Source organism: Bradyrhizobium sp. UFLA05-109 (assembly GCF_054185165.1).
Window position 1 is genome coordinate 1 of record NZ_JBBIAR010000124.1, and the last position, 14428, is coordinate 14428.

Here is a 14428-nt window from a genome sequence, read left to right on the forward strand (position 1 = left end):
GGCGTACCGTTGAGGGTGGGAGCTCGATTTACGTAACACTGTCATACCCCGCGAAGGCGGGGTATCCAGTACGCCGCGGCTTCTCGGTTGAACGGAGATGCTGAGGCGTACTGGATCGCCCGGTCAAGCCGGGCGATGGCAGCGAAACTGGACAAGATGCCCCGCTATAAGCTCACCATCGAATATGACGGCGCGCCATTCTGTGGCTGGCAGGTGCAGGAGACGCTGCCTTCGGTGCAGGGCGCGCTCGAGAGGGCCGTGAAGGCGATGTGCGGCACGGACGTGCGCGTGCATGGCGCGGGCCGCACCGATGCCGGCGTGCACGCGCTCGGCCAGGTCGCGCATGTCGATATCGAAAAGCCCTTTGCGCCGGATCGCCTTCGCGACGGCCTCAATGCGCATCTGCGTCCCCATCCGGTCGCGGTGCTCGAAGCCGAGATCGTGCCTGAAACATTTGAAGCGCGCTTCTCGGCCATCAAGCGCCACTACCGCTATCGGATCGTCAACACTCGCGCCAATCTCGCGCTCGACGTCGGCCATGCCTGGCGCGTGCCGCGCAGGCTCGACACCGACGCCATGCATGCTGCCGCGCAGCGCCTGATCGGCAAGCACGATTTCACGACCTTTCGCGATACCGAATGCCAGGCCAAGTCGCCGGAGAAGACGCTCGATCAGCTCGACGTCTTGCGCGACGGGCGCGAGGTGACGATCCTGACCTCGGCGCGCTCCTTCCTGCACAGCCAGGTCCGCTCCATGGTGGGTTCGCTGGTCTGGGTCGGCGAAGGCCGCTGGACCGCCGATGATCTCGCCGCAGCCCTGGCCGCCCGCAGCCGCGCCGCCTGCGGCATCGTCGCCCCGTCGCAGGGGCTGTATCTGGTGAAGGTGGATTATTAGTTGGCTAATCGCTTTTGCGCCCCGACGTCATGGCCGGGCTTGTCCCGGCCATCCACGACCTTTCTTGCCCGAGGCGCCAAAGAACGTGGATGCCCGGGACAAGCCCGGGCATGACGGTTGAGTGAGCGGCAAAAGCAGAGCAAAAAGTCGGACGCTACCCAAAATACCGCGCCAAAATTCCGCGATAGACCTTCGTCAGCTTCTCCAGATCCGCCACCGGCACGCGTTCGTCGACTTGGTGCATGGTCTGGCCAACGAGGCCGAACTCGATCACCGGGCAATAGTTGGAGATGAAGCGCGCGTCGGAGGTGCCGCCCGACGTTGACAGCTCGGGCTTGCGTCCCGTGACCTCCTCGATCGCGGAGACCGCGAGATCGGTGAACGGGCCAGGCCTGGTGACGAACACGTTGGAGTTCGACGGCTCCCAGACGATATGGGCGCGGATGCGGTTGCCGCAGGCTTTGGCCAGACGTGTCTCGACCAGCTCACGCAGGCTCGCTTGCGTGTGGTTGTCGTTGTAGCGGATGTTGAACTTCGCGCGCGCCTGGCCGGGAATCACATTGTAGGCGGTGTTGCCGACGTCGACGGAGGTGAATTCGAGGTTGGAGGCCTGGAATTGCGCGCTGCCGTGGTCGAGCGGCTCGTCGGAGATCGCCACTATCAGGCGGGAGATATCGGGCACGGGATTGGAGGCGCGGTGCGGATAGGCGACGTGGCCCTGCCGTCCTTCGACATGGAGCGTGCCGGATTGCGAGCCGCGGCGGCCGACCTTGATGGTGTCGCCGAGCGTCTCGACATTGGATGGCTCGCCGAGCACGCAATGATCGAACTTCTCGCCGCGCGCCGCGGCCCATTGCAGCAGCTTGATCGTGCCGTTGATCGAGACGTCTTCCTCGTCGCCGGTGATCAGGAAGGAGATTGATCCCTTGCTATCGCCCCGCGGCTTGCCGCCATTGGCCGCGAGATGCTCCAGCACCGCGGCCACGGAGCAGGCGATGCCGCCCTTCATGTCGACCGCGCCGCGCCCATGCAGAACGCCGTCCTTCACTTCGCCGGAGAACGCACCGACGCTCCAGGCGCTTTCGTCGCCGGGCGGCACCACGTCGGTATGGCCGGCAAAGGTGATGTGCGGTCCGTCGCTGCCGATCCGCGCGTAGAGGTTATCGACGTCGGCAAAGCCTGCCTCGGAGAAGGTCACGCGGTGGCAGGTGAAGCCGGCTGCTGTGAGCGCCTTTTCAAGCACCCCCAACGCACCGGCATCGGCCGGGGTTACCGAGGGGCAGCGGATGAGATCGCGGGCAATGGAGAGAGCATCGGTCATGCCCCCCGCTTAACATGCATGCCGTCGGGCGGGCTAGCACTGTGCGGGACGAATTCGAGCTCGCTCTGCTGGTGCCAACCGCTCCCGCGCGGCAGGGCCGACGCGCCGCTGTGGCGTGTCCGGGTCTGGATTTTGGGCAGCGGATTGGGACCGAAGAGATTCGTGTGCGGTGTGCCGCGCAGGCAGCCTATCTCGACGAAACCCCAGATGCTCAGTGCCAGCGCGGCCAGGGCAAGCGGCAGTTCGATTGGCGCAGCGGGGAGTTGCGCGGCAACATGCGGATAGAGAGCGGGAAAGACGATGAAGGCAAGCGACCACCATCCGCTCTTGTCACGGTCATGCAGTCGCTTGATCGAGGTCGCGAGGTAGACCCACAGCAAGAGACCGCTCAAAAGCAATCTCGTGAGCAAGAGGGGCAGGCCGGCCATTGTCAGCGACCGGTAGGTTGCCGGATCGAGGAATTCGAGCGCATCGAGCTTGAAACTCCAGGGGCCGCCGAAAAGTCCGCGGATGCCCGCGACGATGGTGATCAGAAGCAGCATCCCGCAGATGATGACCAGCATCGCCAGCCAGAACCTGGCGCGGTTGATACGGCCTTCGATTCGGAACAGAAGCCAGATCCAATCCATGGCAAATCTCCGGGCGGCAGGGTCGCCCGGTTGTTGGTCGCGATAGAGGGAGGGTGGGTTCGATCGGCTATCCGACCCGTCATCCTGAGGTGCTCGCGGCACGCGAGCCGCTCAGGGTGACGGTGAGGGATTGCAGTTCGGGGACTGAACTCAGTCCCGCAGCAGCTCGTTGATGCTGGTCTTCGACCGCGTGCGCTCGTCGACGCGCTTCATGATCACCGCGCAGGCGGTGCTCGGGCCAATCTGGCCGTTCTTCATCGGCTTGCCGGGCAGCGCACCGGGCACCACCACCGAATATTCCGGCACCTCGCCGACGAAGACTTCGCCGGTCTCGCGGTCGATGATCTTGGTCGACGCGCCCAGAAACACGCCCATCGCCAGCACTGCGCCCTTGCGCACGATCACGCCCTCGGCGACTTCCGAGCGCGCGCCGATGAAGCAGTCGTCCTCGACGATCACGGGCTCGGCCTGGAGCGGCTCGAGCACGCCGCCAATGCCGACGCCGCCGGAGATGTGCACGCGCTTGCCGATCTGCGCGCAGGAGCCGACGGTCGACCAGGTGTCGATCATGGTGGACTCATCGACATAGGCGCCGAGATTGACGAAGGACGGCATCAGCACGACGTTGCGCGCGATGAAGGCCGAGCGGCGCACGATCGCGCCGGGCACGGCACGGAAACCGGCGTCGCGAAACCGGTTCTCGCTCCAGCCGTCGAACTTCGAGGGCACCTTGTCCCACCACGAGGCCTTGCCGGGGCCGCCGGGAATGGCGCTCATGTCGTTGAGGCGGAAGGATAGCAGCACCGCCTTCTTCAGCCACTGATTGACCTTCCACTTGCCGCTCGCCTCGCGCTCGGCGACGCGCGCTTCGCCCTTGTCCAGGATCTCCAGCGCATGATCCACGGCTTCGCGCACCTCGCCCTTGGTCGAGGTCGAGATGCTGTCACGCGCATCGAAGGCGCCGTTGATGGTGGATTCGAGGGCTTGGAGGGACATCGGGATTTCCTCAAGGCGGGAAGGATTTGTGACGGATTGGGGGGCTTTTTCGGGATTTGGGGGGGCGGAGTCAAGCTTGGTTCGCCGTCATCACCCGCGAAAGCGAAAGCGGGTGATCCAGTACGCCGCGGCGGATGTGATGAATCGAGATAGCAGTGATTACTGGATACCCCGCTTTCGCTTTTCGCGGGGTATGACGCCTCATCGGGGCTTCACAGTCGCAACGGCCTCAGCGCGACAGGCTCGCCAGAAACCCGGCGAGATCATCCGTGACATGGTCGACATGGGCCGCATCGCGGCCTTCCAGTTCCCAGTCCTCGCGGACCACTTCCTTGGTGCCGTCGGGCACCACCAGCACCGTGGTCATGCCGAGCTCGTGCGGAACGGTGAGGTTGCGGGCGAGGTCCTCGAACATTGCGGCCCGGGTCGGATCGACCGCGTGCAGGTCAAGGAATTTCTGGTAGGTCTGCCGCGCCGGCTTCGGCTCGAACTCGGCCGCGATGATGTCGAACACGGCATCGAAATGCGTGGCGAGTCCAAGCCGCGACAGCACGGCATCGACATGATCGACCGAGCCGTTGGTCAGGATCAGCTTGCGCCCCGGAAGTTTCGCGATCGCCTCGCCGAGCGCCGGGTTCGGCTCCAGCGGCGAGTGGTCGATTTTGTGCACATAGGCGAGGTAGTCGTCGGCGCGCACGCCGTGCAGGGTCATCATGCCGCGCATGGTGGTGCCGAAGCGGCGGTAATAATCCTTCTGGATATTCCGCGCTTCCTCAGCCGTCACGTTCAGCCAGCGGCAAACGAACTCCCCGATCCGCGCATCGACCTGCTGCCACAGGCTGACGTGATGCGGATAGAGGGTGTTGTCGAGGTCGAACACCCAGGTGTCGATGTGGGTGAAGGGGCGGGGTGGAGTCATCTCAGCATTCTCGTCTCGTCGTCCCGGGGCGCGCGAAGCGCGAGCCCGGGACCCATAACCACAGGGAGCAGTCGTATGCGTGATCGTCGTTACGCCTCGCCGCCAAACTCAATCCTGTGGTTATGGGTCCCTTCGCCGGGACGACAGTGGGGTTTGTGGCACCTGCGTTCTGATCACGGCGCAATTTCTCACGGCATCGCAAAGCGCAGCGTCTTGCCGCCGCTACTCATGTCGACCGTGCCGAATCCCGTCGCTGCGAATCCCCGTGCGCCGCAATCGGTCTGCTCGTTGGTCTCGAACTTGGTCTCGCGCGTGCAAAGCTGCTTCTCGCCGCCCCAGTTCAGTGGCTTGTCCGTCAGCTTGATGGTGCGGTTGTCGGCATCGACGGCTTCTGCAAAGCTGAAAATCTGTTTCGGCTGGCCCGCCACGTCGGGGTGCAGGCACTTGCCGGGATCGATACGGTACCAGCCGCGGCTCGTCACCGCCTTGCCGTCGTCGGTCGCGACCGCCGCCATCACCCTGTGCGGGGTATCGTTGCACCAGGTCAGGCCGCTCGTTGACGGCGTCTGCACCGCGTCGACCATGGTCTTGAAGAGGTTTGGCGACTGCATGACGTCGGACGGCAGCCCGCGGCTCTTCAGGAAGGCGGCGAGGGCTGATTGCGTCTTCGGACCGTCGACGCCGTCGATTGCGCCCGCGTCATATCCGGCGATCGCCAGCAGGCGCTGAATGCCAGCGAGCCGGGCCTGCTCGTCGTCATACTCCGAGTCCTCGGCGAGATAGGCGACGAGGTTGCCGTCGTCGCCTTGCGTCGGCGTCACCTGGGTGAAGGCGGCTTGCGTCTGCCCGCTACGGCATTGGCGCGCGGCCGCGATGACGAAATTCTCCTGCGCGATGCACAGCATGTCGCTGCCGTTCTGCGGGATCGGCGAGGCGCCATAGACGCCGAGCGCGCGGGCATGGAGCAGGATGCGGTCGGCGGTCAGCGTGCCCTGCACCACCACGCGGCAGGTGGCGGGATCGATCCGAAACCAGCCGCGCGTCGCGGTCGCCGCCTTGTCGTCGATGCCGATCGCGGCTTCCACGACGTAGGACATGCGATTGCAGATCTTGAGGTCGGCGAGAGCCGGGGCGGCGGAGAAGATGAAAGACACCGCCGCTGCCGGCAGTGACGTCAGGAAGCTTGCCAAGGCTGAGCGACGGTGTCGCCTCGTTCTCTGCTCGTCATGCTCGGGCTTGTCCCGGGCATCCACGTTCTTTGTGCGGGCCGAAACGTCGTGGATGGCCGGGACATTTTCGCGAAGACGCGCTTCGCGCTCTTGCCCGGCCATGACGACTCGCTTTTGCCCTTCGTCCGTCACTTGTGGATCAGCGTTCCCGTGCCCTGGTTGGTGAACAGCTCGAGCAGCACCGCGTGCTGCATCTTGCCGTCGATGATGACGACGCCCTGCACGCCCTGTTCGAGCGCATAGATGCAAGTCTCGACCTTCGGGATCATGCCGCCCGAAATGGTGCCGTCGGCGATCAGCTTTCGCGCATCCTTGATCGACATCTCGGGGATGAGTTTCTTCGACTTGTCGAGCACGCCCGGCACGTCGGTGAGCAGCAGCAGGCGTTTTGCCTTCAGTGCGCCCGCGATCGCGCCGGCAAAGGTGTCGCCGTTGACGTTCAGCGTTTGGCCGTCATGCGATGTGGCAAGCGGCGCCAGCACCGGAATCAGCTCATAGCCGATCAATTGGTTGAGCAGCGTGAGGTCGACCTTTTCGGGGTCGCCGACGAAGCCGAGATCGACCACCTTCTCGATGTGCGAATCCGGATCCACCATGGTGCGCGTCGTCTTGGACGCCTTCACCATGTTGCCGTCCTTGCCACAGAGCCCCACCGCCTTGCCGCCGGCATCATTGATGTAGCCGACGATCTGCTTGTTGACCGAGCCGGCGAGCACCATCTCGACGACCTCGATGGTCGCGGCATCGGTGATGCGCAGGCCGGCGGCGAATTCGGAGACGATGCCGAGGCGCTTGAGCATGGTCGCGATCTGCGGCCCGCCGCCATGCACGACCACCGGGTTGATGGCGGTCTGCTCCAAGAGCACGATGTCGCGGGCAAAATTCTTCGCAGTCTCCTCGTCGCCCATGGCATGGCCGCCATATTTGATGACGATGGTTTCTTCGTCGTACTGCTGCATATGCGGCAGCGCTTCGGACAGGATGCGGGCCTGGTCGAGCGGGGAGATTTCGGTCATGGGGCGGATCTCGCTGGCGGGACTAACGCGGGTTCGCGTTCTATCCGATTGGCGGGCGAGGCGCAAAGCGTGCGTTGTTACCCTCTCGCCTTGCGGGAGAGGGTGCCGAGCGAAGCGAGGCGGGTGAGGGGTCTCTATCCGCGAATGACCCTAACGAGAAGTGAGCGCCGATAGAACCCCTCATCCGGCGCTTCGCGCCACCTTCTCCCGCAAGGGGAGAAGGAAGAGGGCACTATTTCCGCGCCACCACCGCCGCCACGCTCACCGCCAGCCAGCTCAAAATCATCAGCGTTCCGCCGGTCGGCGCCGCATATGGAAACAGCGAATGGCCGGCATATTGGCGCAGCGTCAGGTCGCCTGCGAACAATACCGCCGCAATCACGAAGCCGAAGGCGGCGACGAGGCCAATTCCGCCGTGCAGAAGGCCGCGCGCGAGCAGCGCCGTCGTCGCGAATATGGCAGTTGCGTGAAACAGCAGCATCGAGCTTGCGGTGGCGAGCCGGCTTGCCTCCGTGCCGTGGGCGGAGGCTGCGGCCAGCGCCACGCCGGCGGCGCCCATCAAACCGGCAAGTCCGATCAACAGGCGCAATGCAGGCATCACGACGCCCGCTCTTCCAGGAGCCGCGCCATCGCGGCGCGCAAGCTCTCCATGCCGGTCGAGCTGCGCGATGAGGTCGCGAGCACGTTCGGAAACGCGGCCGGGTGCTTTGCCAGCGCCGCTTCCGTTTCAGTGATGCGGCTGGCGAGCTCCGAAGCCTTCACCTGGTCGGCCTTGGTCAGCACGATCTGGTAGCTGACGGCCGAGCGGTCGAGCATCTTGAGGATTTCGAGATCGACGTCCTTGAGGCCGTGCCGCGCGTCGATCAGCACATAGACGCGCGCCAGCGACGCGCGACCGAGCAGGAATTTGTGGATAAGCTCGGTCCAGGATGCGACCTGCGTCTTCGGCGCCTTGGCATAGCCATAGCCGGGCATGTCGACGAGCCGCAGGCCGGTGTTGTCGGGGCCCTCGAAGAAGATCAGCTCTTGCGTCCGCCCCGGCGTGTGCGAGGTGCGCGCGAGATTGTTGCGGCCGGTCAGCGCGTTGATCAGGCTCGACTTGCCGACATTGGAGCGCCCGGCAAAGGCGACCTCCAGCCCCGCCATCGGCGGCAGCGTTTGAATCGAGGGCGACGCCCACACGAACCGCCACTCGCGCGCGAACAGCTTTCGCCCGGCTTCGATCAGCCTCGCATCGTTGTCGTCATTCATGCGAAGCTCATTGTTTCGCCGTCATTCCGGGGCGATGCGACGGGACCGCGGAGCGCGGCCCGGAGCATCGAACCCGGAATCTCGAGATTCCGGGTCTGGTGCTTCGCACCATCCCGGAATGACAGGGTGAGAGGCTACGTCGCCTTCTTCGCGAACGTCGCCTTGAGATTGTCGAACAACTCCACCTTCACGCCGTTGCGGCGCATGATGAAGCTCTGCTGGATCACCGAGAGCGTGTTGTTCCAGGCCCAGTAGATCACGAGACCCGCCGGGAAGCCCGCCAGCATGAAGGTGAAGATCAGCGGCATCCAGTCGAAGATGATCTTCTGCGTCGGATCCGGCGGCGTCGGATTCAGCTTCATCTGGAACCACATCGTGATGCCCATGATGATCGGCCAGATGCCGAGCGCGAGATAGTGGCCGAACACCGGGATCGCGGTCGGATCGAACGGGATCAAGCCGAACAGCGTGAACAGGTTGGTCGGATCCGGCGCCGAGAGGTCCTTGATCCAGCCAATGAAATGCGCGTGCCGCATCTCGATGGTGACGAACAGCACCTTGTAGAGCGAGAAGAACACCGGGATCTGGATCACCACGGGAAGACAGCCGGCGACCGGATTGATCTTCTCCTTGCGATAGATCTCCATCATCTCCTGCTGCTGCTTCACCTTGTCGTCGGGATAGCGTTCGCGGAGCGCCTGAAGCTGCGGCTGGATCGACTTCATCTTCGCCATCGAGGCGTAGGACTTGTTCGCCAGCGGGAAGAACAGCAGCTTCACGATCACGGTCACGAGCAGGATCGAGATGCCGAAATTGCCGAAGAAGCGGTAGAAGAAGTCGAGCCCGAGGAACATCGGCTTGGTGATGAAGTAGAACCAGCCCCAGTCGATCAAGAGATCGAAATGGTTCAGCCCCAGCTCCTTGTTGTAGCCGCCGAGCCCGGCGAACGGGAACACGCCGACGACGCCGGCTTCCTTGGCACCAGCAAACAGCCGTGCATTCGCCGTCGCGGTGCCGCCGATCGCAACCGTCACGGCATCGAGCAGATAGTCGGTCTGGTAGGTGTGCAGGTTGCCGGTGGGGTTCGACGAGAAGCGGGCCTGGAGCTGGGCGTTGGTGTCGGGCAACAGCGCCGAGGCCCAGTACTTGTCGGTCATGCCGAGCCAGCCGTTGGTGGCCTTGAAGTTCACCTGCTTGGCTTCGTCGATCTTCTTGTAGGCGTATTCCTGCAGGCCGTGGTCGCCGAGATAGCCGATCAGGCCTTCATGCAGGATGTAATAGCCGGAGACCTGCGGCGTGCCGTGGCGCGAGATCAGAGCGAAAGGATAGAGCGTGACCGGCGCGTTGCCGACATTGCTCACCTCGTCCTTGATGGTGAAGAGATAATGGTCGTCGACCGAGATGGTGCGGCGGAAGTTGAGGCCCTCGCCATTGTCCCATTTCAGCACCACCGGCGTCGACGGCGTCAGGCTGCCGCTGCCGTCCTGCTGCCAGACGGTTTGGGCGTCCGGCAGCTTGGCCGTAACGCCAGTCGCCGGCACCCAGCCGAACTCGGCGTAATAGGGTTCCGCCGTGCCCGAGGGCGAATAGAGGATGATCGGCGGCGAATTCGGATTGACGGTTTCGCGGTATTGCACCAGCGCAAGATCGTCGATGCGTCCGCCCTTCAGAGAAACGCTGCCGGCAAGCCTCGGTGTGTCGATCTTCACGCGCGGGGATGCGGCAATCGCGGTGTCGCGGGAAACCGCCGGCTGGGCCTGCTGGTTCGTGGTCGGCGTCGCTGACGGCTGGGCCGCGTTGCCGGATTGCGGCGTGGCGCCCGGCGTCGCCGTGGCCGTGGGCTGCGGCGTGCTCTTCTGAAGCTCGGCCTGCGCCTGCTGCTGCGCGCGCTGCTTCTCCATCTGCGGCACGTTGTAGAAATACTGCCACGCGATCAGCACCAGGCCGGACAGAATGACGGCGAGGATGGTGTTGCGATTGTCGGTCATCTCTGGATTCTCGTCATCAGTCCGGTTTGCGGCCCGCGGCTGCGGGCGTCTGCCCACGTCCCTTCGTCGCCGGCCGCTGCGATTGGGCGAACGCCGCGCGGAGGTCGTCGAGCATGACCGCGAAGTCGCGCGTGAGCGCGTCCCTGCGGCCGACTAGCACATAATCATGGTGGGGGTGCATTGACACCGGGTCGCAGCGCTTCACCAGTTCGCGAAGCCTGCGCCGGATGCGATTGCGCTCGGTTGCGGTGCCGTTTTTCTTGGTAACGGTAAAGCCGACCCGGATCGGGCCGGCGTCATCGCGGCGACGGCTTTGCAGGACGAACGCGGGCCTGTTCACCCGCGCGCCATTGGCAACGGCGAGGAAATCCGCCCGCTGCCTCAGCCGATCCATGATGAAATCCCAAAAAGGGCCAGTCCGGCTCAGGCGCTCAGACGCTTGCGGCCGCGGGCGCGGCGGGCGGCGAGGACCTTGCGGCCGCCGGCGGTGGCGAGGCGGGCACGGAAGCCGTGACGGCGCTTGCGCACCAGTTTGCTGGGTTGATAAGTCCGCTTCACGGGTTGTTCTCCGCTGACCGGGCAATTTGCCTTTGGAATTGATGGATACGTCCGAAAGATGCGGCCCAAAACGGGCCCTTTCCGGCCCCAAAAGAGCCGCTCCCGGTGTCACACCGGGTCATCGCGGACAATTCGGCGCGGCTTATAAGGGAGCGTCCCCTTTTCGTCAACGCCGCGGGAGAGGTCCAATTGGCGAATATCGCTGTTTCCGCGGGGTTTTTCCCAGTGGAGGTAGCGACTCGCCGTTTCCACGCTTACATCCTACCTCGGCAGATTAGCGATCGGTAATTTGACCGACCGGTGCTAGGGGCCGCATCCTCCGCAAGTCGAGGCCAACGAAGGCGATATTCGTGTCAGCGACAGACCTTCAGCCCGCCCAAAGGGGCTTGGAGCGCCAAGACCTAGAGCGCCAAGACCTGGGGCCCATGGGGCCTCAGGAGCCGGCGAAAGTGCGGCTGCGCGCTCCGCACCGGCTCGGCCTGTCCGGCAAGCTCCTGCTGCTGACCGTCCCCCTCGTGATGATCGCGGCGAGCATGCTCTATGTGCCGGCGATCGCGAACTTCTGGGTCAACCGGCTGAACGACCGCGTCGCCGCGGCGAACACCGCGGCGCTGGTGCTCGACGCCGCGCCGCTCGGCATGGTCCCTGACTCGCTGTCGCGGCAGATCCTCAGGAGCATCAATGCACGCGCGGTGGCGATCAAGATGGGCCAGCAGCGGCGCCTGCTCGCCAGCGCCGACCTGCCGGCCGCGATCGAGCACGACATCGACCTGCGCGAGATGACGGTGTGGCAGGCGATCACCGGCTCCTTCCAGATGATGCTGGAGACCGGCAACCAGGCCATCCGCATCGTCGGCCCGGCCAGCGGCAATGCGCAGTTCATCGAGGTCGTCACCGACGAATTGCCGCTGCGGCAGGCGATGTACCGCTTCTCCCGCAACGTCGTGGTGGTCGCCCTGTTCATCGCGGTGTTGACCGCCGGCCTCGTCTATCTCGCGCTCCATTATCTGTTCGTGCGGCCGATGCGGCGGCTGACCGCGAGCCTGGTCGGCTTCCATGAAAACCCGGAGAGCTCCGCGGGAATCATCGTGCCGAGCCAGCGCGGCGACGAGATCGGGGTTGCCGAACGCGAGCTGTCGGACATGCAGCGCGACCTGATGTCGATGCTGCATCAGAAGAGCCGGCTCGCAGCCCTTGGGCTTGCCGTATCAAAGATCAACCACGACTTGCGCAACCTGCTCGCGTCGGCGCAGCTCCTGTCCGACCAGCTTGCCAGCGTCCCCGATCCGCGGGTGCAGCGCTTTGCGCCAAAGCTCGTGCGATCGCTCGAGCGCGCCATCGCGTTCTGCCAGTCGACCCTGTCCTACGGACGCGCCCAGGAGGCCGCGCCCGATCGCCGCCTGATCCTGATCGAGCCGGTGGTCATAGAGGTGCGCGAGACCGCGGGCCTCGCCTCCGATGCCTCGATCACCTGGGTCGCTGCGATCGAGCGCGGGCTGTCGATCGATGCCGATCCCGACCAGCTGTTCCGCGTGCTGCTCAACCTCGTCCGCAACGCGGCGCAGGCGCTGGAAACGCACGCCGCGAGCGCGACCGCTCCGCAGCAGATCCGGATCACCGGCAAGCGCGAGGGCGCGGTCGCGATTCTCGAAGTCTCCGACACCGGCCCCGGCGTGCCGGCAAAGACCCGGGAGCACCTGTTCGAGGCGTTCCAGACCTCGGGCCGTCCCGGCGGCAGCGGGCTTGGGCTGGCGATCGCCGCCGAGCTCGTCCGCGCCCATGGCGGCGACATTCACCTCGTCGAAGGCACCATCGGCGCGACCTTCCGAATCGTGATCCCCGACCGCCCCGTGGAACTCCTCTCCATCCGCAACGAGCGGGCGAGGGCGTAAGGTCGGCCAGAGGCCGACCTCCCGCGTCATTCATGGCGTGAGGGCCCTCGGTCGTTCCAGGGTGGCGCTCCGTCTCCTCGTTATTCCGGGGCTCGCGAAGCGAGAACCCGGAATCTCGCGCCAAAACCGCTGGATTCCGGGTTCGGTGCTGCGCACCGCCCCGGAATGACTCAAAGGGGGCCCCAAATACCGTCCTCCCAGACCTTGCCAACCGGGGCAAGAGCGGTTAGTCAGAGCGCTCTTTCGCACCCCCTCCGGCTCCGTCCGGAGGCTGCGTGCGGGCCTCGCCCGCATAGCTGTTTGCGAAACACGCGCCCGTAGCTCAGCTGGATAGAGCATCAGACTACGAATCTGAGGGTCGGACGTTCGAATCGTTCCGGGCGCGCCATTCATGTCATTGATCGGCATCGCTTTTGCCTTTTCGGCTCGACCCGGTCGCCGCGCTGGTTTGCAATTGGTTTGCAAACTTTGTTCGGGGGCTGTTCTCGAAATTGAAGATCGCCTGCTCGGCAAGCCCACGCGTCCGGGCGAGATAACGTTCCAAGATCCTGTGCACCGTCTTCAGCGAGTGACCCGTGATGGTCGCGATCTGCTGCGGCGTGCAGCCGGCTTCGGACAAGAGCGTCACGGCGGTGCCGCGCAGATCGTGGAAGTGAAGCTCGACCGGCTCGTCTAGTCCCGGCAGGGTCACGGTCTGCAAGCCGCCTTCGTCATGGTCCGGTCCCAGAGCGTGTTGAAGTAACGTGCCTTCAGTGATTGGCCGGTCTTCGTCGTCAAGACCAAGGTCGAGACCTGCGCCATGCCGTCCAGCATGCGGCGCAGTGCCGTCGTGCAGGGGATCTGGATCAGCGGCGCCGTACTGCCGTGCCGACGGGCCTTACCCTGGCGGAGCTCGATGTGAGTACCCTTGTAAGCTGACCACGGCAGGCGCAAGAGGTCGCCCTCGCGTTGGCCGGTATGTAGCGCCAGGATCAGCGCGCGCTGCATCTCGATCGGCGCGACCTTCATGAAGGCGGCGATGTGCTCGGGCAACCAGATGATTTCGGAGCGGTCGACGTGGTAGAGCCGCTTGAAGCCGCGGAGATGGTTGGCAGTCAGCGTCCCGCGGTCGACAGCCCAGGTGATCATGGCGGATATCGCAGAGAGTCGATTATCCGCCTCGCGCCGCCCGGGTGATTACGCAAAAATCTATGGGTGGCTGCAGTTCGTTCTTCAGCATCAGCCTCCCCCGGGATTTGCGAACCAGCTCGAGGCTAGACTGAGATATTGCCGTGCACCTTATCGCGTGGTGGGCGGCGACGTTCTCGTTCCGATCGGCAACAACCTGGTCGCAGCTGTCGTTGGGCAGGCGTTGAACGATCTCAGCGGAGCCTCACTCGCTGGAGGACATGAGCACCTAAAAGCAGCGGCGGCGGAGCTCACGTCAGGTCATTTCGCAGACAGTGTCCGCGAAAGCATTCATGCTGTCGAATCTGTCGTTCGAGTGCTTGAACCCGACGGTGAGTTTAGTCGCGCATTAGCGAAGCTCGAACAGAGGACCAATATCCACAGTGCATTGAAGCATGGCTTCACAAAAATCTATGGCTTCACCAGCGATCAAGAGGGTATTCGGCATTCGCTCCTCGAAAAGGATGCACCCGATGTCGACGAAGCGGATGCCCTGTTTATGATCGGTGCATGCTCGGCCTTTGTGTCGTACTTGATCAACAAGGCGCGGCTGGTTGGTTTGCTGCAC

General features: G+C 64.3%; 16 protein-coding genes and 1 tRNA gene. 4 read left to right on the top strand and 13 right to left on the bottom strand.

Annotated elements, in window-relative coordinates; translation table 11 throughout:
* The first annotated feature begins 156 nt into the window (after nt 1-156).
* A complete protein-coding gene (truA, locus tag Q3C01_RS43775) occupies nt 157-894 on the top strand; it encodes a tRNA pseudouridine(38-40) synthase TruA (RefSeq protein ID WP_458151547.1) in 738 nt (245 codons plus the stop codon).
* Nucleotides 895-1048: 154 nt separating this feature from the next.
* Here the strand turns inward: truA and dapE are convergent, their stop codons facing one another.
* The 11 genes from dapE to rpmH form a co-directional block, all read right to left on the bottom strand.
* Nucleotides 1049-2215 (bottom strand): succinyl-diaminopimelate desuccinylase, encoded by a 1167-nt coding sequence (dapE, locus tag Q3C01_RS43780; RefSeq protein ID WP_458151532.1) that lies wholly within the window; start codon nt 2213-2215, stop codon nt 1049-1051.
* Nucleotides 2212-2844: a DUF805 domain-containing protein gene (locus Q3C01_RS43785; protein WP_458151533.1), complete on the bottom strand. Its 633-nt coding sequence runs from the start codon at nt 2842-2844 to the stop codon at nt 2212-2214. The genes dapE and Q3C01_RS43785 overlap by 4 nt, the downstream gene beginning before the upstream one ends.
* Nucleotides 2845-2994: 150 nt before the next feature.
* Nucleotides 2995-3840, bottom strand: a complete 846-nt coding sequence (gene dapD, locus Q3C01_RS43790) for a 2,3,4,5-tetrahydropyridine-2,6-dicarboxylate N-succinyltransferase (protein WP_458151535.1) — start codon at nt 3838-3840, stop codon at nt 2995-2997.
* Between the two features lie 229 nt (nt 3841-4069).
* Entirely contained in the window at nt 4070-4759 is a 690-nt protein-coding gene (locus Q3C01_RS43795; protein WP_458151536.1) for a pyrimidine 5'-nucleotidase, read from the bottom strand.
* A gap of 188 nt (nt 4760-4947) precedes the next feature.
* Nucleotides 4948-6012, bottom strand: a complete 1065-nt coding sequence (locus Q3C01_RS43800; RefSeq protein WP_458151548.1) for a DUF1036 domain-containing protein — start codon at nt 6010-6012, stop codon at nt 4948-4950.
* Between the two features lie 104 nt (nt 6013-6116).
* Nucleotides 6117-7004 (bottom strand): acetylglutamate kinase, encoded by an 888-nt coding sequence (gene argB, locus Q3C01_RS43805; protein ID WP_458151538.1) that lies wholly within the window; start codon nt 7002-7004, stop codon nt 6117-6119.
* A gap of 232 nt (nt 7005-7236) precedes the next feature.
* Entirely contained in the window at nt 7237-7602 is a 366-nt protein-coding gene (locus tag Q3C01_RS43810) for a DUF423 domain-containing protein (protein WP_458151549.1), read from the bottom strand.
* Nucleotides 7602-8255, bottom strand: coding sequence for a ribosome biogenesis GTP-binding protein YihA/YsxC (yihA, locus tag Q3C01_RS43815; protein WP_458151540.1), 654 nt, complete (start codon nt 8253-8255; stop codon nt 7602-7604). Before yihA ends, Q3C01_RS43810 begins: the two co-directional genes overlap by 1 nt.
* Before the next feature lie 134 nt (nt 8256-8389).
* Nucleotides 8390-10243 (bottom strand): membrane protein insertase YidC, encoded by a 1854-nt coding sequence (gene yidC, locus Q3C01_RS43820; protein ID WP_458151541.1) that lies wholly within the window; start codon nt 10241-10243, stop codon nt 8390-8392.
* A gap of 16 nt (nt 10244-10259) precedes the next feature.
* Entirely contained in the window at nt 10260-10637 is a 378-nt protein-coding gene (rnpA, locus tag Q3C01_RS43825) for a ribonuclease P protein component (protein ID WP_458151542.1), read from the bottom strand.
* 29 nt (nt 10638-10666) lie between these two features.
* Entirely contained in the window at nt 10667-10801 is a 135-nt protein-coding gene (gene rpmH, locus Q3C01_RS43830) for a 50S ribosomal protein L34 (protein ID WP_008542748.1), read from the bottom strand.
* A 425-nt stretch (nt 10802-11226) separates the two neighbouring features.
* Between rpmH and Q3C01_RS43835 the strand changes: the two genes are divergently transcribed.
* Together Q3C01_RS43835 and Q3C01_RS43840 are read left to right on the top strand one after the other, a co-directional pair.
* Nucleotides 11227-12693 (top strand): ATP-binding protein, encoded by a 1467-nt coding sequence (locus tag Q3C01_RS43835; protein WP_458151543.1) that lies wholly within the window; start codon nt 11227-11229, stop codon nt 12691-12693.
* A gap of 311 nt (nt 12694-13004) precedes the next feature.
* Nucleotides 13005-13081: transfer RNA gene (locus Q3C01_RS43840), tRNA-Arg, on the top strand.
* A 6-nt stretch (nt 13082-13087) separates the two neighbouring features.
* Here the strand turns inward: Q3C01_RS43840 and Q3C01_RS43845 are convergent.
* Nucleotides 13088-13393 carry a helix-turn-helix domain-containing protein gene (locus Q3C01_RS43845; protein ID WP_458151544.1) on the bottom strand — a complete coding sequence of 102 codons (306 nt, stop codon included), beginning with the start codon at nt 13391-13393 and terminating at the stop codon, nt 13088-13090.
* Entirely contained in the window at nt 13381-13821 is a 441-nt protein-coding gene (locus tag Q3C01_RS43850; RefSeq protein ID WP_458151545.1) for a site-specific integrase, read from the bottom strand. Before Q3C01_RS43850 ends, Q3C01_RS43845 begins: the two co-directional genes overlap by 13 nt.
* On the opposite strand from Q3C01_RS43850, the gene Q3C01_RS43855 reads away from it, so the two are divergent.
* Nucleotides 13820-14428: hypothetical protein (locus tag Q3C01_RS43855; protein WP_458151546.1), on the top strand; the 609-nt coding region annotated here is incomplete at its 3' end. The genes Q3C01_RS43850 and Q3C01_RS43855 overlap by 2 nt on opposite strands.